We start from the raw sequence: 21729 nt of genomic DNA on the forward strand, positions 1-21729 counted from the left end.
TTTTCGTCGACACGAAGACCAGCACATTTTTAATTCTTAATTCTCAATTTTTAATTCAAAACAGCTGCCACGGTCTTCATCTTCATCTCGGTTTCCTGCCACTCGCGCTCCGGCTCCGAGTCCACGGTGAGGCCGGTGCCGGCGTAGAGAATGGCTTCGGTGGCGCGCAGCTGCAGGCAGCGCAGGTTTACGAAGAGGCGAGCGACGCCGGGTGCTTCCACATTCACCGGGCCCAGAAAGCCGCTGTAGTAGGCGCGGTCGTAGCCCTCGTGCTGCTGCAAAAAGGCCATGGCAGCCGTTTTGGGCATGCCGCCCACGGCCGAGGTTGGGTGCAACAGTCGCAGCATGTCGGTGCCGAGCGAGGCGGGGCTGGGCACATTTTTCAAGTCCACTTCGAAGTCGGTGCGCAGGTGCAGCAGCTCGCCGGCGGCCACGGTGCGCGGGCCGGTTTCGTGGTACTCGCGCAGCCGCAGCTGCTTGAAGCAGCTCACGATGTAGCGGGCCACCAGCGCCTGCTCCTCAATCTCCTTCTGCCGCCAGATGGCCGCCTGCGGGGGCACGCCCGGCACCAGGGGCTGCGTGCCGGCCAGCGCCATGGTGTGAAACTGCCCGTCGGCCGTGACCTCGGCCAGCACCTCGGGCGAGGCTCCCAGCCAGGTGCCCACGCCCGGCACGCTCACCAGCGACACGAACGCGCGCGGGTATTTTTCGCTCAGCTCATTGAAGGCTGCCAGTGGGTCGAAGCCTGGCGGCAGGGGGCGGCGGGCGGCGCGCGAGCTCACCACCTTCACTACTTCGCGGGCCTCGATGGCGGCGACGCCGCGCCGCACCAGGGCCCGGTATTCAGCTTCGGTGGCGGCGTGGGGCAGGGGCTGGGCGCTGTAGTGCCAGCCCAGCGTGGCCGGCGTGGGCAGGGCCAGCCAGGCCGCGAGGTTGGGCACCAGCTCGCGGGCGGCCGGGGCCACGGTCACGGCCTCGGGCCGGGCCAGGTCGTAGTGCACGTCGGCGGGCAGAAACAGGGCCGGGTTGTGGTCCGAGTCGCGGAAGGGGAAGTAGGCGAAGCCGGCCGGGGCGCGGTCGTCGAGGGCCGGGGGCAGGCCGGTGTAGGTGTCTTCGAGCGAGCGGGCGGCCAGCAGCTGGGGCTGGGCCGCGCCGGGCTCGCGCCACACGGCCAGCGGCCGGCCCGTGCGCAGGGCACCCGCCACGAGGTGGCGCAGGCGGGCCGGGGCATCGAGCCCGGCGGCTCCGGCCGGCCAGGGCAACCGGCGAAGTGGGCTGCTCGGCATCTAGCTGGCCTGGGTGCTGGTGGTCGGTAAGTCAATCACGGCCATGGTGATGCGGCTGATGCAGACCAGCGCCCCGGTTTCCTCATGGGTGATGCGGATTTCCCACACCTGAGTGCTGCGGCCGATGTGCACCGGCGTGGCGCGGCCCAGCACCCAACCCTCGCGCACGCCTTTGAGGTGGTTGGCATTGATTTCGAGGCCCACGCAGGCTTGCTTGGTGGGGTCGACGCGCAGGGCGGCGGCGATGCTGCCCAGGGTCTCGGCAAAGGCCACCGATGCCCCGCCGTGCAGCAGGCCCATGGGCTGGTGGGTGCGGCCATCGACGGGCATGCGGCCCTCAATGCACTCATCGGTCACGGCCGTGATTTCCATGCCGAGGGCATCGGCCAGGGTGGGGCGTGAGGCCGTCCAGCGTTTCACTTGTTCCAGCGGGGTCATAGAAGAGAAGGGTGGAGAGGCCGAAGCCGGACTGATGAGCCGGCAACCGCGTTTTTTGGCAGCAAAGGGCGAAAGTCAGGCTAAAAACCCGTACTTTGAGATATTGTTGACGTACGACTACGCAAAACTACTCGCCCCGTCATGCCCCGGACCATCTTTCTCCTGCGCCACGGCCAGACCGATTTCAACGTGCGCGGCATTGTGCAGGGCAGCGGCGTCGATTCGAGCCTGAACGACACCGGCCGGCAGCAGGCCGCGCAGTTCTTCGCGTCCTATGGTCAGGTCCCCTTTGACAAGGTTTACACCTCCACGCTGCGCCGCACCCACGAGTCGGTGCAGCAGTTTCTCGACCTCGGCCTGCCCCACGAGGCCCACGCCGGCCTCAACGAAATCAGTTGGGGCGTGCGTGAGGGCACCCGCATCACGATGGAGGAAGATGAGGAATACCGCCGCGTGCTGGCCGGCTGGGCCGCCGGCGACACCCACGCCCGCCTCACCGGCGGCGAAAGCCCCGAGGAGGTGGCTACCCGCCAGCGCCCCTTCATCGAGCTGCTACGCGCCCGCGACCATGAGCGCACCGTGCTCGTGTGCCTACACGGCCGGGCCCTGCGCGTGCTGCTCTGCCAGCTGCTCAACTATCCGCTCAGCTGCATGGAAGGCTTCGAGCACAGCAACTTGTGCCTGTATAAGCTGGAATACACGGGCAGCGTTTTCACGGTGAAGAACTTTTTGGATGTGTCGCACTTGCAGGTGGCGGGGTAGGTAACTTATCTCATCCTGAGCGGAGCGAAGGACCTTATCACGTGCGCTGCTACGCATCGTTCGAAAGTGATAAGGTCCTTCGCTGCGCTCAGGATGAGAGAAAGCCGCGAATAAGCCCGCCCATTATTCTCCCACTTGCCACATTGCCCCCCAAACTTTTCGGGCTAATTTTGGCCTCCTCAATCCAAGACGCGACAATCCGATGGCCGAAATTATAAAAATGCCCAAAATGAGCGACACGATGACCGAAGGGACCATCGCGGCCTGGCTCAAGAAAGTGGGTGATAAAGTTAAATCCGGCGATATTCTGGCCGAAGTGGAAACCGATAAGGCCACCATGGAGCTCGAAAACTACGAAGATGGCATCCTGCTCTACATCGGTCCCAAGGAGAAAGACTCCGTGCCGGTTGATGGTATTCTGGCCATTGTGGGCAAGGAAGGTGAAGACATTTCCGGCCTGCTGAACGGCCAGAGCGGCGGCGCGGCTCCGGCTGCTGCGGCCCCTGCGCCGGCTGCAACTCCGGCTCCCGCGCCAACTCCCGCCGCGCCCGTAGCCGAAGCGCCAAAAGCTGCCCCTGCGCCTGCCACGCCAGCCCCGGCCCCCGCCGCTTCGGCCGCGCCCGCCAATGGCAAGAAAGCTACCGTGGTGCGCATGCCCAAAATGAGCGACACGATGACCGAAGGCACCATTGCCGCCTGGCTGAAAAACGTGGGCGACAAGGTGAAATCGGGCGATATTCTGGCCGAAGTGGAAACCGACAAAGCCACCATGGAGCTCGAAAACTACGAAGATGGCACCCTGCTCTACACCGGCCCCAAAGCCGGCGAAGCCGTGGCCGTCGATGGCATCCTGGCCATCATCGGCGAAGAAGGCGCTGATGTTCAGGCCCTGCTCGGTGGCGGTGCCGCTCCGGCTCCGGCCGCTGCGCCGGCCGAAGCGGCCGCTGCTGCCGCGCCGGCGGCTGAAGCTGCTCCTGTGGCTCCGGCTCCGGCGGCTGCTCCAGTCCCCGCGGCTGCTCCGGCCCCCGCCGAGGTGGCCCCGGCCAGCACTGGCCGCATCTTGGCCTCGCCGCTGGCTAAGAGCATTGCCAAGGAAAAAGGCATCAACCTGGCCCAAGTAGTGGGCAGCGGCGATAATGGCCGCATCGTGCAACGCGACGTGGAAAACTTCCAGCCCGGCGCTGCAACCGCTGCTGCTCCCGCTCCGCAAGCTGCTGCTGTGGCTGCTCCGGCCCCGGCCGCCGCGCCGCAGGCGGCCGCTCCGGCGCCACAGGCTGCATCTGCCGCCCCAGCACCAAGCACCAACAACCAAGCACCAGATACCTACACCGACACGCCCGTGTCGCAGATGCGTAAGGTGATTGCCAAGCGCCTGTCGGAAAGCCTGTTCACGGCCCCGCATTTCTATCTCACGATGGAAATCAACATGGACAAAGCCATGGAAGCCCGCGTGAAGCTCAACGAGCTGTCGCCGGTAAAGCTAAGCTTCAACGACCTGGTGCTGAAGTCGGCGGCCGTGGCCCTGCGCTCGCATCCGGCCGTAAATTCCTCGTGGCTCGGCGACCGTATTCGCCAGAATAAGGTTATTAACATCGGCGTGGCCGTGGCCGTGGACGAAGGATTGCTGGTACCCGTGGTGCGCAACGCCGACCAGAAAGGCCTCGCTGCCATCGCCACCGAGGTGAAGGAGCTGGCCGGCAAAGCCAAAACCAAGAAGCTGCAGCCGGCCGAGTGGGAGGGCAGCACTTTCACCATCTCGAACCTGGGCATGTTCGGCATCGATGAGTTCACGGCCATCATCAACCCGCCCGATGCCTGCATCCTAGCCGTGGGCGGCATCAAGCAAACCGCCATCGTGAAGGACGGCGCGCTGGCCATCGGTAACATCATGAAGGTGACGCTGAGCTGCGACCACCGCGTGGTGGACGGTGCCACCGGCGCGGCCTTCCTGCAAACGCTGAAAAGCCTGCTCGAAGACCCGATGCGTTTGATGATTTGAGGCGACTAAAAACCGAAATAAAAAAACCAGCCCCGCAAGGCTGGTTTTTTTTATGCGCGATGCACTAGCTTGCAGGCAGCAAAATATATTTCTTCAATAATATCTGATTGAAAAAATATAACTGCTTCATTCTTCACTTGCTCGCCTTTTTATGAAAGCAACCCATCTACTCCCCCTCATCTGCCTGGCCAGTACCGCCGCCTGGGGCCAGGCCAATACCACCCTCACCGGCCAGATAAACGACCCCGCCGGGCGGCCCGTTATCGGGGCGACCATCGTGGAGAAGGGCACCAACAACGGTACCTCCACCGATGCCAACGGCCGCTTCACGCTGCGGGCCCGTACAGCCGCGCCGAAGCTGGTTATCAGCTCGTTGGGCTATGCCACCCAGGAGGTGGCCGGCACCAGCGGCCTGACCGTGACGCTGGCCGAAAGCAGCACCAGCCTGAACGACGTGCAGGTGGTGGGCTCGCGCAGCCAGAACCGTTCCGTCACCGACTCGCCCTCACCGGTCGACATCATCGACGTGCGCGAGGTGACGGCCAAAACCGGCCAGCTCGACGTGAACCAGCTGCTGCAGTTCGTGGCCCCGTCCTTCAACTCGAACCGCCAGACCGGGGCCGACGGTGCCGACCACGTGGACCCCGCCAGCCTGCGCGGCCTCGGCCCCGACCAGACCCTGGTGCTCGTGAACGGCAAGCGCTGGCACCAGTCGGCGCTGGTGAACCTGTTTGGCAGCCGCGGCCGGGGCAACACCGGCACCGATTTGAACACGATTCCGGCCGCCAGCATCGAGCGGATTGAGATTCTGCGCGACGGGGCCTCGGCCCAGTACGGCTCCGACGCCATTGCGGGCGTCATCAATATCGTGCTGAAAACCAGCGTGAACGAGCTGACGGCCAACGCCAACTACGGCGCCTACACCGCCAAGTATCGCTTCGACGACAAGTCTTTTGATGGTGGTAATCTCAACGCCAACCTCAATTACGGGGTGGGCGTGGGCACCGGCGGCTTCGTGAACGCCACCCTCGACTACAACCAGCGCCAGCACACCCAGCGCGCCAACGTGCCGGCCCCCGACGGCATTCAGCGCCGCGAGTACGGCGACCCGAAGGCCCGCAACCTGTCGGCCTACCTCAATAGCAAACTGCCCATCAACGAGAACCTCTACGCCTACGCTTTCGGCGGCGTGAACCTGCGCAAGGGCGAGGCCTACGCCTACACCCGCTTCCCGACCTCGACCGACGACAACGGGAATCCCATCCCGAACCCGCGCAGCAACCCTACGCTTTACCCCAACGGCTTCGACCCCATCATCACCAGCGACCTCACCGATGCTCACGGCGCGGTGGGCCTGCGCGGCAACTTCGGCGGCTTCGACGTGGATTTGAGCGAAGGCTTCGGTTCGAACCGCTTCCACTACGGCGTGACCAATACGCTGAACGCCACGCTGGGCGCGGCCTCGCCTACCGCGTTCGATGCCGGCGGCTTCCAGCTGCAGCAGAACGTGGTGAACCTGAACCTGAGCCGCAACTACAAAACCGTGCTCCAGGGCCTGAACCTGGCCATTGGCAGCGAATACCGCCGCGAGTGGTACTCGCTGTTTGCCGGCGAGGAAGGGTCGTACCGCAAGTACCCCGGCGCACTGAACGACCGGGCCGGGGGTTCGCAGGGTTTCCCCGGCTTTCAGCCGCGCAACGAGTTGAAGGCCAACCGCAGCAACGTGGGCGTGTACGCCGATGCCGAGCTGGACGTGACCAAAGCCTTTCTGCTGGCCGGGGCGGTGCGCTTCGAGAACTACTCCGACTTCGGCAGCAGCGTGACCGGCAAGCTGGCCACGCGCCTCAAGCTGAGCGAGAGCTTCTCGCTGCGCGGCACCGTGAGCACTGGCTTCCGGGCCCCTTCGCTGGCGCAGATTAACTTTAACACCGTGTTTACCAACGTGGTGGGCGGAAAGCCGGTGGATATTCTGCTCGACCGCAACAATGGGCCGGTGTCGCGGGCGCTGGGCATTCCGGCCCTCACGCAGGAGCGGTCGCAGTCGGCCAGCGTGGGCTTCACGGGCCGCGCCGGCTCGGTGCTGAGCTTCACTGTGGATGGCTACTACATTCACATCAAGGACCGGATTGTGCTCACCGGCACGTTTGCGGATGACGACCCCGAAATCGGGCCCATTCTGCAAAACCTGAACGTGGGCCAGGCCCAGTTTTTCGCCAACGCCGTTTCGACCGATACCTGGGGCCTCGATGCCGTGCTGGCCAACACCATCACGGTGGGGCCGGGCCGCCTCACCACCACGCTGGCGGCCAACGTGAACCGCCTGCTCATCGTGGGCGATGCCAAGACCACCAAGCTGCTGGCCGGCAAGGAGGAGACCTTCTTCGGCCAGCGTGAGCAGGCCTTCGTGAAAGCCTCCGCCCCGCCCTATAAAGTGAACCTGACGTTTGATTACAACGTGGGCCGCTTTGGCGCGCTGGTGCGGCTGGTGCAGTTCGGCCACGTGCTGCTCTACGACTACAACGGCGACCCGAACCCCTACCGCGACCACCTCACTACCGACGTGGCCCTGTCGTACGCCCTCACCAACCAGCTGCGTTTGTCGGTGGGCTCATCGAACCTTTTCAACGTGTACCCCACCTTTTTCAACCCGCAGGCCACCGAAAACGGCGGTGCCTGGGACGCCGTGCAAATGGGCAGCAACGGCCGCTTCGTATTCGCCAAGCTGCAGTTTCGGGTAAGCAAGCAGTAGGGGCAGCGGGTTTGATAATCACCGAAAGAACGTCATGCTGAGCGAAGTCGAAGCATCTCGCGTGCAATACTAAAATTGATTAGTTGCACGGTAGAGATGCTTCACTGCGTTCAGCGTGACGTTCTTTTTTCGTTCTGTGTGCTCCCCGCTGCCACCCGGCGCGGGCGTCGTATTTTTGCGGCCTTATGCAAGCAAAAATCCGCTCTACTACCGTGCTCGGCATTCGGCACAACGGCGAAATCGCCGTTGGGGCCGACGGGCAGGCCACCATGGACAAGCACGTGGCCAAGAACAACGTCCGCAAAATCCGCAAGCTGCTCGATGGCAAGGTCGTGACCGGCTTTGCCGGCTCCACCGCCGACGCCTTCATGCTGCTCGACCGCTTCGAGGAGAAGCTCACCAGCTACGGCGGCAACCTGAAGCGCGCCGCCATCGAGCTGGCCAAAGACTGGCGCAAAGACCAGTACCTGCGCAAGCTCGAAGCCATGATGGTGGTGGCTGATAAGGACGAGCTGCTCATCCTCAGCGGCACCGGCGATGTCCTGGAACCCGATTCCGACGTGGCCGCCATCGGCTCTGGCGCGATGTACGCGCAGGCCGCCGCCCTGGCCCTGAAAAAGCACGCGCCGCACCTCACCGCCCGCCAGATGGTGGAGGAAGGCCTGCACATCGCGGCCGACATCTGCATCTATACCAATCATAATCTGATGATTGAGTCGCCTTCTTAAGCTATTGTCAATGGAAGCCTTTGTGAAATTCACCGCTGTCTTCGAGCCCGTTGCCGAAGGCGGATATGCTGCTTACGTGGAAGAAATCCCCGGGGTGAATACGCAGGGCGAAACGCTGGAAGAAGCCCGCGAAAACCTGCGCGAAGCCCTGGAGCTGGTGCTCGACGTTCGCCGCGAGTTGGCCGAAGAGCAGCAGGCGGGCCGCGTCGTTATCCGGGAGAATATTCAGCTGGCCGCCGCCTAAATGAAGCGGCGCGACCTGGTGCGGCATCTCGAACAGCACGGCTGCGTATTGAAGCGGGAGCGTGGCAGCCATTTCGTATTCTTCAACCCTGCCCGGCGCACGGTTTCGGCCGTGCCGCGCCACAATGAAGTAAAAGGCCCGACGGCCCTGAAAATCTGCCGCGACCTGGAAATTCCAGTGCCGGCCAACGTCAACTAATTCGTCATGCTGACGAAGGAAGCATCTTATCACGGCTGCTTTCGTTGGATATAGTAACCCGTGGCAGCGCGGACGTGATAAGATTCTTCGCTGCGCTCAGAACGACAATTCCCCCCCCAATCAATGCAAGTAACCGAATTCCTCCGCCACCATTACCGCCACTTCAACGCGGCCGCTCTCATCGACGCCGCCGATGGCTACAACAAGCACCTCGCCGAGGGGGGCAAAATGATGATTACCCTGGCCGGAGCCATGAGCACCGCCGAAATGGGTATTCAACTGGCCGAGCTCATCCGGCAGGACAAAGTGCAGATTATCAGTTGCACCGGTGCTAACCTGGAGGAAGATATCTTCAACCTGGTAGCCCACGACTTCTATGAGCGCGTGCCCAACTACCGCGACCTTACGCCCGCCGACGAGCAGGCCCTGCTGGAACGCCACATGAACCGCGTGACCGATACCTGCATCCCCGAGGAAGAGGCCATGCGCCGCCTCGAGCACTCGGTGCTGAAGTTCTGGGAGAAGGCCGACAAGGCCGGCGAGCAGTACTTCCCCCACGAGTTTTTCTATCAGATTCTGAAGTCGGGCGAGCTGGAGCAGTACTATCAGATTGACCCCAAGCACAGCTGGATGCTGGCCGCGGCCGAGAAAAACCTGCCCATCATCTGCCCCGGCTGGGAAGATTCCACGCTCGGCAACATCTTCGCTGGCCACGTTATCTCGGGTGACATCAAAAACGTGCACACTGTGCGCACGGGCATCGAGTACATGATTTTCCTGGCCGAGTGGTATACCAAGCAGGCCACCGACGCGAGCCCGGTGGGCTTCTTCCAGATTGGCGGCGGCATTGCCGGCGACTTCCCCATCTGCGTGGTACCCATGCTGCACCAGGACCTGGGCCGCACCAGCGTGCCGCTTTGGGGCTACTTCTGCCAGATTTCGGACTCGACCACCAGCTACGGCAGCTACTCGGGCGCGGTGCCGAATGAGAAAATCACCTGGGGCAAGCTGGGCCAGGACACCCCCAAATTCATCATCGAATCGGACGCCACCATCGTGGCCCCGCTGATTTTCGCGATTGTGCTGGGGCAATAGTGTTGCTCATGCCCACATGCAAAAGCCGGCCGCCCATCAGCGGCCGGCTTTTGCATGTGGGCAAAAGTCGGTTTTGCGACACCCGGGTAAAAGCCCGGGAAAGGCACCAGCCAGAACAGCCGGGCACGCCGAAGCGGCGGGTTTCTGGCTGGTCAAAGCCACCCCAGCGTTTGAGGGAAGACTGCGCTTAAATGCGCCGAGGAACATTGGTTTAGCGGTTGTACAGGCGGGCGTATCGGGCACTGCCGCACGTGCCGCCGAAATGGCTGGGTTCAACAATGCTTGGTAAACGTGCGTAAAGCAACTGCTGGCATTCTTATTCTGACACCAAAACGACCTCTATGAAAACGCTCCTTCTTTCCGCCTTCGCCGTAGCCACCGTGGCTTTTACTGGCTGCGACAATCTCAAAAAGCCCCAGACCATGAACGAGCCTTCGGAAGCGACGGCCGATACGGCCGTGGTGTACCGAACCGACCGTGAATACTTTGATACGACTCGGACAATGCTCCCGACGGTGACGTTACCGGAAATCAAAACCACCACTACCACGGTGCGCGGCGACGCCGACTATCAGGTGTATTCCGTGGATGAAGCCGTGCTTTTCGACGTCGATAAGGCGGCCATTAAGCCACAGGCGGCTGCGTCGCTGGATGAAATTATGGCGTCCATCAACCAGCGCTACGCCGGCAAGGAAATCATGGTAATGGGTTTCACCGATTCGACGGCTTCGGCCAGCTACAACCGGGAACTGGGCCGCGAACGCGCCGAATCGGTGAAAAGCTACCTGACAAAAACCGGTAAAATATCCGCCAACGACGTCACCACCGAAAGCTTTGGCCAGCGGAAGCCCGTGGCGACGAACGCCACTCCGGAGGGCCGCCAGCAAAACCGGCGCGTAGAAATTGTGGTGAAGTCCCGCTAGCCTAAATTCAAGCCAGACCGAAACGGCCTCTCACTTGTTTGAGAGGCCGTTTCTGTTTCGGACCAAGCATAATTCAGCTGCTGGTTGCCCGCGTAGCTGTCGGCAGCGCCGTAACGTGACCAGATGGCTCCCCGCTCACAATCGGCTCGTGAGAACCTAGCGGTTTGCTGAATCAGGAGGGAATTAACCGGGATGTAAAAAAGCTTGTTTCTTACTGCGAAAGCTCCCTAACTGCCACTCCTATTCCCATGCCCACCCCCATCCCCAAAAAGCTCCTGGCCCGGCAGCACGAAATCACCGCCGATTTCCGGCGCGAGGTAGACCGGCACTTGGCCGATATCGTGGCCGGGCGCGCCACCGAGATGCTCGAAGTGCGCGACCTGGCCGGCATTCTCTGCATCCATCCCACGCACCTGAGCAACACTATTAAGCTGGCGACGGGGCATCCGCCGTGCTACTTTTTCGAGGCGCGCATTCTGGAAGTAGCCCGCGAGCTGCTGCACGACCCGCGCCGTTCGGTGGCCGCCGTCGCCGCCAACCTCACCTACGACCCGTCCAACTTCACCAAGTTCTTCAAGCGCTTCCAGGGCTGCACGCCCCGGCAGTACCGCGAGCAGGTGTGGGCCGCCGAGCGCGCCGAAATGGCGGAAACTATCACCATTTAAACTGAACTACTCACCATAAACCCGGCGGCCGGGGGCCGGACCTTTGCCTCATCATTCACCCCAACCACTTGCCCTGATGAGCACCTCCAAAATAGCCCTCGTAACCGGCGGCAGCCGCGGCCTTGGCCGTAATATGGCCCTGAGCCTGGCCCGCAAAGGCATCGACGTTATCCTTACCTACCACCGCCAGCAGGCCGATGCCGACGCGGTAGTGGCCGAAATCGTGGCCTTGGGCCAGCAGGCCGTGGCCCTGCAACTCGACGCGGCCAACGTGGCCAGCTTCCCCGCCTTCTACGGCCAGGTGGCAGCCGCGCTGAAGTCCACCTATGGCACCGGACAATTCGATTTTCTGGTGAACAACGCCGGCACTGGCCTGCACGCCGCCTTCGCCGACACCACCGAAGCCCAGTTCGACGAGGTGCTGAACATTCACCTCAAGGGCCCGTTCTTCCTCACCCAGCAGGCCCTGCCGCTGCTGGCCGACGGCGGGCGCATCATCAACATCTCGTCGGGGCTGGCCCGGTTCGCGCTGCCCGGCTCGTCGGCCTACGCCGCCATGAAAGGGGCCATGGAAGTGCTGACCCGCTACCAGGCCAAGGAGTTGGGCGCGCGCGGCATTGCGGTCAATACGGTAGCACCCGGAGCCATTGAAACCGATTTCGGCGGCGGGGCGGTGCGCGACAATGCTCCGCTCAATGCTTTCGTGGCTTCCCAAACGGCCCTGGGCCGCACGGGCCAGCCCGATGACATCGGCGGCGTCGTAGCCTTCCTCTGCACCGAGGAAGGGCGCTGGGTGAATGCTCAGCGGTTGGAAGCTTCGGGCGGCATGTTTATCTAGAAGCCAACGCCGACACAAAAACGCTATCAACTAAAAGTTGCCAGGGTAGCTAGTCACTACGTAGCTTAGCGTTTCAACCAGCTCCTATGAAATATTTTCCGATGGCCGCTTTTCTTGCGTTTGGGTTTCACGCCGCCGCCGCTCAATCTTTAGAAGCGAAAATAGCGGCAAAGAGTTGTGAATGCCTTGAAAAGGAGAAAGTAGCAACGGAAACTGTCGTGCGTAATTGCATTTCTCATTCGCTGGTAGAAGTGGTAATGGCTGACTCTACCAAAAAATATACAAGTCAATTAAGCACGGTAGAAAGCATCCAAAGCACAACGAAAAGTGTGTATGCCTTGCTAGTGAAGCAGTGCAAAATAGCGACTAAGCCCCGCGAGGATTAGATTCACATCCGCGCCTTAAATTAAAAAAGCCTTCCCGCTAGCTAGCGGGAAGGCTTTTTTGGTGGAATTTCAACGGTAAGCGCTATTTGCCGCCCGCCCGGGTTTGCCGGTACGAATCGACCTGCTGGCGTAGTACGGCGAGCAGGCCACCGTAGCGTTGGCGGGCTTCCTGAGTGCTTTCGAGCCGTTGCAGACGGGCGTTGATTAACTCGGAAAAGTCTTCAACAGAGTAAGTACGTTTCGGCGCGGTGGTCACGGGCGGAACTGCAAAAAGATGGCGGGCAACATAGCCGGCGGCTACGGCAGATACGTAGCGCACTCAAACTTAGGATGGAAAAATTAGAAACGAAACAGCGGCCGGTACGGATTCCAGAGACCCCACGGAATCATTACCAAGATGAGTAGCAGGGCCACGCCAAAATAGAGCAGGGCCTTGCGGTGCTTCTGGGTGCTGTCGGAAGTTCTTTTGACAACGATGCGGCCCACCTGCGCTACAATGGCGGCCAGAATCATCACGGCCACGTGCTCCATGCCGAAGAAGCGCTTGGTGGGGTCGTGCATGGCTCCGGCCTGCTTCATGGCGTTCAGGCCCCAGGGGCTGAGACCAAAGTACAGACCCAGGCCGATGATAACCTGCAGCCACGTGAAGCCCGAAAAAGCAGCGCTCATGCCGTTGTCGGCACTCACGAACGCGCGACGGCCGGTCCAGCCCACGTAGGCGCGGTACACGGCAATGAGGCCGAAGATGAGCACGAACCAGCGGGACCAGGAGTGCAGATAGAGAAGTGTTTGGTACATAAAAAAGGGGGGAGGTGAAAAGAACAGAAGTTCGGGGTGTATTAGCGAGTACGGACTGTCATGCTGAGTGCGGTCGAAGCAGCTCTACCACATGACTAATTCTGGCAATTGGATTGTTTAAGCCGTAGAGGTGCTTCGACTGCGCTCAGCATGCCGTTCTGATTTTGAATATTAGGCTGCCATCGCCGCCGGCGCGGTGCTAAGCTGCTTCTTATCGCGGTGCACGACGAACATGATGACGAACAGCGATACGTAGGGCAGGCAGCAGCCGATGCCAAACCAGCGCCAGAATGAGCGGCCGTGGTTGTAGGCCATAAATGCCGTCATGAGCGGCATGAAAAACAACGGGGTCAAAATAACAATCAGCGCCTCGAGCATGGCAACAATAGCGGGAATAATACCCCGCAAAGGTACGGCTGCGCGGCCCATCCGGCCCGGTGCCGGGTGGGCTCAGACCTTCAGCACCACGCCTTTCTTGTACATCCAGCTTAGAATGAAGTACCAGATGCTGATGAGCGTGACGGCCCCCACCAGCGAGGCCGTGCGTGGGTCGGCAAAATGCGGGGCGACGCCCCATTCGTAAAGCCACTCCTTCAGCCCGCCGGTTTTGCCGCCGGGTAGCGCGAGCTTGAACAGCCCAAACGTGCGCGAGAGCAGCGCCGACAGGCAGAATACGAGAATAGCATTGACGCCGTAGACCAGCGCCGGACGCGTCCAGGCGCGGTAGCCCTGCACATCGCAAATCCAATACAAGGCGGCCAGCCCCGCCATGGCCAGCCCGCCGGTATACAGCACGTAAGAACTGCTCCAGAGGGCTTTGTTGATGGGAAACCACGGGTGCCAGCTAAGGCCAAGCAGGGCCAGCCCGCCGCCCGCGATGAACAGCCAGGCGACTTTGGCGGCCGGCTCGCGGTCGGGCCGTCGCAGCCACTGGGCGGTGAGCGCGCCGAGCAGGCCGGTGGCCAGCGCGGGCAGGGTGCCGAGCAGGCCCTCGGGGTCCCAGGTGCGGCTTTGTTTCCAGAGGTGGGGCTCGCTGAAGACGAGGCGGTCGAGCCAGGCCCCCAGGTTGGTGGTGGGCTCCAGGTTGGCCGGGCCGAAGCCGGGCACCGGCACCAGCTGCATCAGTACCGCGTAGCCGATGAGGAAGGCGGCCGCCAGCCACAGCTGGGTGCGCCGGCTGGTATTCAAAAAAATGACGCTGCACCCAAAAAACACCAGCGCGATGCGCTGCAGCACGCCCATAATGCGCACCACCGAAAAATCAAATTTCGGGTAGAGCGACAGCAGGAGCCCCAGCCCAAACAGCACGGCTGCGCGGCGCGCCACGCGGCCCAGCGTGGCACCTTGCGGCCCGCCCCGGCGCTTCACCCCATCAAGCGCATACACCAAGCTCACGCCCACGATGAACAGGAAAAACGGGAAGATGAGGTCGGTGGGGGTGCAGCCGTTCCATTCGGCGTGCTCCAGTGGGGGGTAGATGTGGCCCCAGTCGCCGGGGTTGTTCACCAGAATCATGGCCATCACGGTGAGGCCGCGAAATACATCGAGGCTGATGAGCCGGCCGGGCTGGGAGGCTTCGATGAGTGGCGTGGTGCCGGTGGTGTCGAGGGCGGCCTGGGTGGTGGTGTTCATAGAGTGAGTGGAGCGTTAAGAGTTAAAAGTTAGGAGTTATTGAGCAAGCGGATTAGCACCTCCTAATTCTTAACTGAAAAAATCACCTCGGAAACGACACCTTGCCCATGCTCACGGGCGGCACCCGCTGGCGCCCGGCCCCAATGGCCACTGGCGTGCCGGCCACGGCCTCGTTGGCCAGCATGGCGAACAGGATGGCCTCTTTGGCATCGCCGGGCACACCTAGCTCGTCGGTGCGGGCGAAGCGGGTGCCGGGTAGGTGGCGGGCCAGGGCTTGCATAAGGGCAGGGTTGTGGGCCCCGCCGCCGCTGGCATATACCGCCGCCGGCGCGGGCCGGCCAACGAAGGCCAGCTGCACCGCCCGCGCCACGCCCACGGCACTGAGCTCGGCCAGGGTGGCCAGCAGGTCTTCGAGTGCCAGGTTCTCGGTGGCGCTGCGCTGCCGGGCAGCGGCCAGGTACGCGGGGCCAAATAGCTCGGGGCCGGTGGTTTTGGGCAGGAGCGCGGCGAAGAAGGGGTGGGCCAGCAGCTCGGCCAGCAGGCCGGCGTGCACGCGGCCAGCCAGGGCCAGGCGGCCGTCCTCGTCGTAGGCCAGGGCGGGGCGGTGGGCGCGAATGGTGGCATCAAGCAGGGTGTTGCCGGGGCCGGTATCAGTGCTGAAGGCGGTGGTGGCGTCGCCGCTGGCGTGGGGCAGGTAGGTGAAGTTGGCAATGCCGCCGAGGTTAAGCAGCAGCCGCTCTTCGGCGGGGCTGCTCAGCAGCAGGAAGTCGCCGTAGGCGGCCAGCGGGGCCCCTTCGCCGCCGGCGGCTACGTGCTTCTGCCGAAAGTCGGAGAGCGTGATGATGCCGGTTGCCACGGCAATGTGGTCGCCATCGCCGATTTGCAAGGTGGCGTTCAGGTCGAAATCGGGGCGCTGGTGCTGGTGGCGCGGGGCGTGGTAAATGGTCTGGCCGTGGCTGGCGATAAGGTCGACTTCGGCGGGCGCTACTTGCCATTCGGCCAGGCAGGCCAGCACGGCGCGGGCGTGCAGCCGGCCCAGCCAGGGGTTGAGCAGCGTGAGATACTCCAGGCTTACCGCGTCGCGGGCAAATACCTCGCGGATGCGCTGCTTGGTCTCCTCCTCATAGGGCACGGTACGAAACTGTTCCAGCGTGAGGCGCGTGCCCGGCCCGTGGCCTTCGAGCCGGCACAGGGCCACGTCGAGCCCATCGAGCGAAGTGCCCGACATGAGACCGATGATGCGGCGACTGGGCTGGCTGGCAAGCTGACAGAGCCGACTAACGTAGGAATTCATGTTAGAACTTCGATAAACTTCTGCAATGGCACAAAGAATTTTTGTGCCGCCTTGTGCTCCAAAAATAGCCCCGGTGGGTAAGCAAGGTCCTAAAATTCCCAGCGCACAAAAGCTTCAATGCCCTCGTATTCGGGAAGGCCCAGCTCGTCGTAGAGCTTGGCCGTGGTGCGGTTGCGGGCCTCGCTGCGCTGCCAGAACTCACGCTGGTCGGCCCCGGGGAACAGCGGCCGGTCCTTCTGGCTCTGGTGCTTGAAGATGGCGCGCCGCTTGCGCGTGAGCTCCTGCGGCGAGAGCGGCACGGCCATTTCAATCTGGTCCACGTCCCACTCCTGCCAGGCCCCGCGGTAGAGCCATACCCAGCAGTCGTCGAGCCAGGGCGTGCCCGAGGCTTTGAGGCGGGTGATGCTCTCGAAAATGGCGGCCAGGCACACGCGGTGGGTGCCGTGCGGGTCGCTCAAGTCGCCGGCGGCGTAAATCTGGTGGGGCTGAATGCGGTTGAGCAGCTCCATGGTCAGGCGCAGGTCCTCGTCGCCGAGGGGTTTCTTGCGCACGCGGCCGGTTTCGTAGAAGGGCAAATCCTGGAAGTGGGCGCGGGTATCGGGGTCGAGGCCGGCGTAGCGCAGGGCGCTTTTAGCCTCGCCGCGCCGAATAAGTCCCTTAATCTGCTGCACCTCGTCGCTATCGACCTGACCGGGCTGCTTGGTTTTCAGAAACTCCGCTACGCGGTGATAGAGGTGGCCGGCGGGCTCGTCCGAAGGCAGGCGGAAGGCATGGTCGTAGTCGGCCACGAACTCGGCGAAGCGAATGGCCTCGTCATCAAACACGGCGATGTTGCCCGAGGTCTGGTAAGCTACGTGCACTTCGTGGCCCTGGTCGACGAGCCGCAGCAGGGTGCCGCCCATCGAAATAACGTCGTCATCGGGGTGCGGCGAGAAGATGAGCACGCGCTTCGGAAACGGGGCGGCGCGCTCGGGGCGGTAGGTGTCGTCGGCGTGGGGCTTGCCGCCGGGCCAGCCCGTGATGGTGTGCTGGAGCTCGTTGAAAACCCGGATGTTGATGTCGTAGGCCGGGCCCGACTGGGCCAGCAGCTCCGACAGGCCGTTTTCGTTGTAGTCCTCATCGGTCAGCTTCAGGATGGGCTTGCTCACGGTGCGGGCCAGGCCGGTGATGGCCTTGCGCACCAGGGCAGGATTGTGCCAGTCGCAGGGCAGGCCGCGCAGCCAGGGCGTTTTGCGGGTCGTGAGCTCGGCCCCGGCGGCTTCATCGAGCACTACCTGCACGGCGGGGTGGCGCTGCAGGTAGGTGGCCGGTACCGAGTCGGTCACGTCGCCTTCCACCATGCGCTTCACCACGGCGGCTTTGCCTTCGCCCCAGGCCAGCAGCACAACCCGGCGGGCTTCGAGAATGGTACCCACGCCCATTGTGAGGGCGCGGCGGGGCACGTTTTCCTCGCCGTAGAAGTCGGCCGCCGCGTCGGTGCGCGTCACGTGGTCCAGCGTAATCATCCGGGTGCGTGAGGCTGGCCCCGAGCCCGGCTCGTTGAAGCCGATGTGGCCCGTGCGCCCGATGCCCAGCAGTTGCAAATCAATGCCTCCGGCGGCGCGAATCTGCTCTTCGTAACCCTGGCAAAACGCGGCCACCTGTGCTTCGGGCACGGTGCCGTCGGGAATATGCACGTTTTCGGGCCGGATGTCGACGTGGTCGAACAGGTACTCGCGCATAAAGCGCACGTAGCTCTGCAGCGAGCCCGGGGCCATGGGGTAATACTCGTCGAGGTTGAAGCTGATGACGTTCTGGAAGCTCAGGCCGTCTTCGCGGTGCAGGCGCACCAGCTCTTCGTAAACCCGCGTGGGGGAGGAGCCCGTGGCCAGGCCCAGCACGCAGGGCCGCCCCTCGGCGGCGCGGGTGCGGATGAGGTCGGCAATCTGGCCTGCGACGGCTGCCGAGGCCGCTTCCGAATCGGCGTAGAGCTGGACCGGGAGGCGGGCTCCCGCCGTGGCGGGTAGGGTGGCGAGTAGAGCAGGCATGGGTGCGAATAGCGAAAGTGGACAGCGCCGGGCCCGCGTGGGCCGAGTCGAAAGGTGGCGAAACTGCGCTGATTATCAAAATAAATCCGACTGCTTCAGCCCAGCTAGCAACAAAATAGGGGGTCGATTATACTCAAAGACATGCTTCTTGCGATGCTTCACCACCTTGGGCCCTGCCTGGGCAATTGCGAAATTTTAAGTCAATATTGCCTGAATATTTCGCACTTTTGATTGGAGTGCGCGACGTGTCAACTACCACGATACCCCGCCGCTACCCCGGCCGCCGACTCGTGCTACTCTGGCGATTTTCGGGCGTCGGGTGGCCCTCAGCGGGCCGTTTAAGCCTCCTTGCCGCCACGGAACAGGATTCCTGCCACCTTATTGCCGCGCTTCTCCGATGTGTACTTGATTTCCGGAGGCCCGTGCTTCTTCCCGCTATTTCTCCCCTAATTCCATTTTCTCTCACCAGTTTATTTCCCACCATGAAAAAACCTTACTGGCTATTGCTGCTGGTGCTGGCCGTGCTGCTGGCCCCACCCGGCTGGGCCCAGACAACGGCCCGCCCGGTTTCGGGCATAGTAAGCTCCGGCACCGACCAATCGCCCCTGCCCGGCGTGACAGTCCTCGTGAAAGGCACCACCAACGGCAGCACCACCGGCTCCGACGGCCGCTATTCGCTTTCGGCCACGCCGGGCGCGGTGCTCGTGTTCAGCTTTATTGGCTACGCCGCCCAGGAGCGCAAGGTGAGCGAAAGCGGGGCCATTGATGTGGTGCTCAAGGAAAGCACGACTGGCCTCGATGAGGTGGTGGTGACGGCCTACAACATCAAGCAGGAAAAGCGCACGCTGGTAACGGCCGTGCAGGAAGTGCAGAGCAAGGACATCATCGACTCGCGGCAGACCAACGTGGTGAATGCGCTGCAGGGCAAAGTGGCCGGCGTGAGCATCACCTCGTCGGGTGGGGCACCGGGCGAGGGCGCGGCCATCGTTATTCGGGGTGGTACGTCGCTCGATGGCAACAACCAGCCGCTGTTCGTCATCGACGGGATGATTATGGACAACGGCTCGTTTCAGGAAAGCACCGCGCCCGGCGGCGGGTCGGCCTTCAACGGCCTGCTGGGCCGCTCGGTGGGAGCCAGCAACCGCGCCGGCGACCTCAACCCCGAGGACATTGCCAGCATCACGGTGCTGAAAGGCCCGGCGGCGGCCGCCCTCTACGGCCTGCGCGCCAGCAGCGGCGCGGTGGTGATTACCACCAAAAAAGGCGTGGCTGGCGTGACTACGCTCAACTTCCGCACCCAGGTGTCGGTGGATGAGGTGAACCGCCTGCCCAAGTTGCAGGGCGAGTACGGCCAGGGCTCGAACGGGATTTTCGACGGCACCACGCGCGTGTCGTTCGGGCCGCGCTTCGGGGCTGGCCAGCCGGTGTACGACAACATCGGCAACTTCTTTCAGAAGGGCTACACCTACCAGAACTTCCTGAACATGTCGGGCGGCTCGGAGAAGGCCTCCTTCTTCGTGTCGGCTTCTAACTTGCAGCAGACGGGCGTGGTGCCCAACAGCACCTACGATAAAAGCACGGTGCGCCTGTCGGGCACGGCCGCCATCTCCGATAAGCTGAGCGTGACCGGCTCAGCCCAGTACCTGACTTCGGGCGGCAAGCGGCCCATTCAGGGGCCGGGCCTGTTTGGCTCGTCGGGTGGCTACATGCTGAGCCTGCTGAACTGGCCGCGCGGCGACGACGCCCGCAACTACCTCAACCCCGACGGCTCGCGCCGCCGCCTGCTGGCCCTGGGCAACGGCACCGATACCGACGCCGACAACCCGTACTGGACGGTGTACAACAACCCCCAGACCGAGCGCATCAATCGCTTCATCGGCAACGCCCAGCTGAGCTTCAAAGTAGCGCCCTGGCTCACGCTGAGCCATAATATCGGTACCGACATCTACACCTCGCGCAACACGTCGGTGCGGGCCGTGGGCACCTCGCAGGTGGGCAACCAGAACGGCGGCATTGCCGAAACCGTGGACCAGTTCCGGTCTCTCACGGCGACGACGCTGGCGACGTTCGCGCACGATTTCGGGTCTAATTTTGGGGGCTCGCTGATTCTGGGCAATACCATTGAGGAGAACAAGGACCAGGCGGTGGACTACATCGGCCTGATTTTCCAGAATCCCAACTTCACCGGCCTCAACAATACCGTGAACCGCGGCGCGCTGCAGCGCGACAACACCCGCCACGTCATCGGCAACTTCGCGCAGCTGAACGGCACGCTGTTCAACCAGCTGTTCATTCAGCTGCAGGGCCGCTACGACCAGTCGTCGACCCTGCCGCGCCCCGACCAGAACAAGGTGTACGGCAAGGGCTTTCTGTACGGCTCGGCCGGCCTGGGCTACGAGTTCACCAAAGCCCTGGGCCTCGACCAGAGCAATATTCTGAACTACGGCAAAATCCGCGGCTCCATTGCCGAGGTGGGCAAGGACACCAACCCCTACCGCGTGGAATCGGCCCTGACGCAGAACACCTACATCGGCGGCGGCTTCCGCAACGACTTTTTCGGCTCGAACCCCAACCTGAAGCCTGAGCGCACCCGCACCTACGAGGCCGGCGTGGCGCTGCAGTTCCTGAAAAACCGCCTCGGCCTGGATTTCAACTACTACTATTCGCGCACCACCGACCAGATTATCGCGCCCCGCGTGAGCCAGTCGGCCGGCTTCATTCTGCAGTACATCAACGGCGGCATTGTCACCAACGAAGGCCAGGAAGTGTCGCTGACCGGCTCGCCGGTGAAGAGCAAAGACTTCAACTGGGACATTGTGGCCAACTTTTACCACAACACCAACCGCGTCGAGGAGCTGCCCTTCCCGCTCACGGTCGTGTTTCAGTCCGACGCCTTTATCACGGATGTGCACGAGGGTGGGGCCTTCCCCGGCCGCGCCATTACGGGCGTGGGGGCCAGCGACTTCGTGCGCGTGACGGACCCCAGCAGCTCCGATTACGGGAAGGTGATTGTGAGCGCGGCGGGCTACCCCACCGTCAACAGCCTGTTCACCTACGCCGGCAACCGCGCCCCGCGCTTCACCACCCAGCTCACCAACACGTTCACCTACAAAGGCTTGTCGCTGACTTCGCTGTTTGATTTCCGGGTGGGCGGCGTGGTCATCAATGGCAACGACTGGTACCAGACCCGCGTGGGCACCTCGCCCCGCACCGCCGACCGCTACAAGCAGGTCGTGTTCGATGGCGTGGTGAAGAATACGGACGGCTCGTACACCCCCAACACCCGCTCCGTGGAGCTGACCCAGACCTACTACACCAACATTCTGGGAGCCGTGGGCACAGCCTTCATCGAGGATGGCTCGTGGGCCCGCCTGCGCTACGTGGCCCTGAGCTACGCCGTGCCGGCCAGCCTGCTGAGCGCCACCAAGTTCATCAAGGGCGTGGAGCTGAGCGTGACCGGCCGCAACCTGGTGCTGCTGACCAACTACAGCGGAGCCGACCCCGAAACGGCGGCGGCCGGCGCGGGCGTGCGCGGCGGCGGCTCCAACGGCTTCGACTACGGCAACGTGCCCGCCACGCGCGGCGTGGACATGGCGCTGCGGGTCAATTTTTAGTCTGACCGTTGATGAAACGAAATAGAACGTCATGCTGAGCTTGTCGAAGCATC

At 62.8% G+C, this 21729-nt stretch carries 20 protein-coding genes; 12 read left to right on the forward strand and 8 right to left on the reverse strand.

Annotated elements, in window-relative coordinates; genetic code table 11:
- Positions 1-50: 50 nt before the first annotated feature.
- Positions 51-1262 (reverse strand): chorismate-binding protein, encoded by a 1212-nt coding sequence (locus ABIB44_RS17775; protein WP_354586019.1) that lies wholly within the window; start codon positions 1260-1262, stop codon positions 51-53.
- A gap of 24 nt (positions 1263-1286) precedes the next feature.
- A complete protein-coding gene (locus ABIB44_RS17780; RefSeq protein WP_354586020.1) occupies positions 1287-1724 on the reverse strand; it encodes a hotdog fold thioesterase in 438 nt (145 codons plus the stop codon).
- A gap of 141 nt (positions 1725-1865) precedes the next feature.
- Between ABIB44_RS17780 and ABIB44_RS17785 the strand changes: the two genes are divergently transcribed.
- The 11 genes from ABIB44_RS17785 (at position 1866) to ABIB44_RS17835 (ending at position 12311) form a co-directional block, all read left to right on the forward strand.
- The gene (locus ABIB44_RS17785; RefSeq protein WP_354586021.1) at positions 1866-2486 is read left to right on the forward strand and encodes a histidine phosphatase family protein; all 621 of its coding nucleotides are present in this window, start codon (positions 1866-1868) and stop codon (positions 2484-2486) included.
- 202 nt (positions 2487-2688) lie between these two features.
- Positions 2689-4485, forward strand: coding sequence for a pyruvate dehydrogenase complex dihydrolipoamide acetyltransferase (locus ABIB44_RS17790; protein ID WP_354586022.1), 1797 nt, complete (start codon positions 2689-2691; stop codon positions 4483-4485).
- 151 nt (positions 4486-4636) lie between these two features.
- A complete protein-coding gene (locus ABIB44_RS17795) occupies positions 4637-7234 on the forward strand; it encodes a TonB-dependent receptor (protein ID WP_354586023.1) in 2598 nt (865 codons plus the stop codon).
- A gap of 185 nt (positions 7235-7419) precedes the next feature.
- Positions 7420-7962 (forward strand): ATP-dependent protease subunit HslV, encoded by a 543-nt coding sequence (gene hslV, locus ABIB44_RS17800; RefSeq protein ID WP_345059245.1) that lies wholly within the window; start codon positions 7420-7422, stop codon positions 7960-7962.
- 22 nt (positions 7963-7984) lie between these two features.
- Positions 7985-8206: a type II toxin-antitoxin system HicB family antitoxin gene (locus ABIB44_RS17805; protein ID WP_354586024.1), complete on the forward strand. Its 222-nt coding sequence runs from the start codon at positions 7985-7987 to the stop codon at positions 8204-8206.
- Complete coding sequence (locus ABIB44_RS17810; protein ID WP_354586025.1) at positions 8207-8404, forward strand: type II toxin-antitoxin system HicA family toxin; 198 nt, start codon at positions 8207-8209, stop codon at positions 8402-8404.
- Positions 8405-8527: 123 nt separating this feature from the next.
- Complete coding sequence (locus tag ABIB44_RS17815; protein ID WP_354586026.1) at positions 8528-9499, forward strand: deoxyhypusine synthase family protein; 972 nt, start codon at positions 8528-8530, stop codon at positions 9497-9499.
- A gap of 341 nt (positions 9500-9840) precedes the next feature.
- Complete coding sequence (locus ABIB44_RS17820; protein ID WP_354586027.1) at positions 9841-10422, forward strand: OmpA family protein; 582 nt, start codon at positions 9841-9843, stop codon at positions 10420-10422.
- 248 nt (positions 10423-10670) lie between these two features.
- Positions 10671-11087 carry a helix-turn-helix domain-containing protein gene (locus ABIB44_RS17825; protein WP_354586028.1) on the forward strand — a complete coding sequence of 139 codons (417 nt, stop codon included), beginning with the start codon at positions 10671-10673 and terminating at the stop codon, positions 11085-11087.
- Between the two features lie 76 nt (positions 11088-11163).
- Complete coding sequence (locus tag ABIB44_RS17830) at positions 11164-11925, forward strand: SDR family NAD(P)-dependent oxidoreductase (RefSeq protein ID WP_354586029.1); 762 nt, start codon at positions 11164-11166, stop codon at positions 11923-11925.
- An 86-nt stretch (positions 11926-12011) separates the two neighbouring features.
- Positions 12012-12311, forward strand: coding sequence for a hypothetical protein (locus ABIB44_RS17835; RefSeq protein ID WP_354586030.1), 300 nt, complete (start codon positions 12012-12014; stop codon positions 12309-12311).
- 82 nt (positions 12312-12393) lie between these two features.
- Here ABIB44_RS17835 and ABIB44_RS17840 read toward each other — a convergent pair whose 3' ends face one another.
- From ABIB44_RS17840 to nagB, 6 genes are all read right to left on the reverse strand, one after another.
- Positions 12394-12630 carry a hypothetical protein gene (locus ABIB44_RS17840; protein ID WP_354586031.1) on the reverse strand — a complete coding sequence of 79 codons (237 nt, stop codon included), beginning with the start codon at positions 12628-12630 and terminating at the stop codon, positions 12394-12396.
- Between the two features lie 20 nt (positions 12631-12650).
- Positions 12651-13109, reverse strand: a complete 459-nt coding sequence (locus ABIB44_RS17845) for a hypothetical protein (protein ID WP_354586032.1) — start codon at positions 13107-13109, stop codon at positions 12651-12653.
- Positions 13110-13280: 171 nt separating this feature from the next.
- Positions 13281-13436 carry a hypothetical protein gene (locus ABIB44_RS17850; RefSeq protein ID WP_354586033.1) on the reverse strand — a complete coding sequence of 52 codons (156 nt, stop codon included), beginning with the start codon at positions 13434-13436 and terminating at the stop codon, positions 13281-13283.
- A gap of 123 nt (positions 13437-13559) precedes the next feature.
- A complete protein-coding gene (locus tag ABIB44_RS17855; RefSeq protein WP_354586034.1) occupies positions 13560-14741 on the reverse strand; it encodes an acyltransferase family protein in 1182 nt (393 codons plus the stop codon).
- Positions 14742-14823: 82 nt separating this feature from the next.
- Positions 14824-16035, reverse strand: a complete 1212-nt coding sequence (locus tag ABIB44_RS17860) for an anhydro-N-acetylmuramic acid kinase (protein ID WP_354586035.1) — start codon at positions 16033-16035, stop codon at positions 14824-14826.
- 89 nt (positions 16036-16124) lie between these two features.
- The gene (gene nagB, locus ABIB44_RS17865; RefSeq protein WP_354586036.1) at positions 16125-18062 is read right to left on the reverse strand and encodes a glucosamine-6-phosphate deaminase; all 1938 of its coding nucleotides are present in this window, start codon (positions 18060-18062) and stop codon (positions 16125-16127) included.
- Between the two features lie 482 nt (positions 18063-18544).
- Between nagB and ABIB44_RS17870 the strand changes: the two genes are divergently transcribed.
- Positions 18545-21676, forward strand: a complete 3132-nt coding sequence (locus ABIB44_RS17870; RefSeq protein ID WP_354586037.1) for a SusC/RagA family TonB-linked outer membrane protein — start codon at positions 18545-18547, stop codon at positions 21674-21676.
- Positions 21677-21729 lie beyond the last annotated feature (53 nt).

Origin of the sequence: Hymenobacter sp. UYCo722 (genome assembly GCF_040547115.1) — a bacterium.
In the GTDB taxonomy this organism is placed as follows: Bacteria; Bacteroidota; Bacteroidia; order Cytophagales; family Hymenobacteraceae; genus Hymenobacter.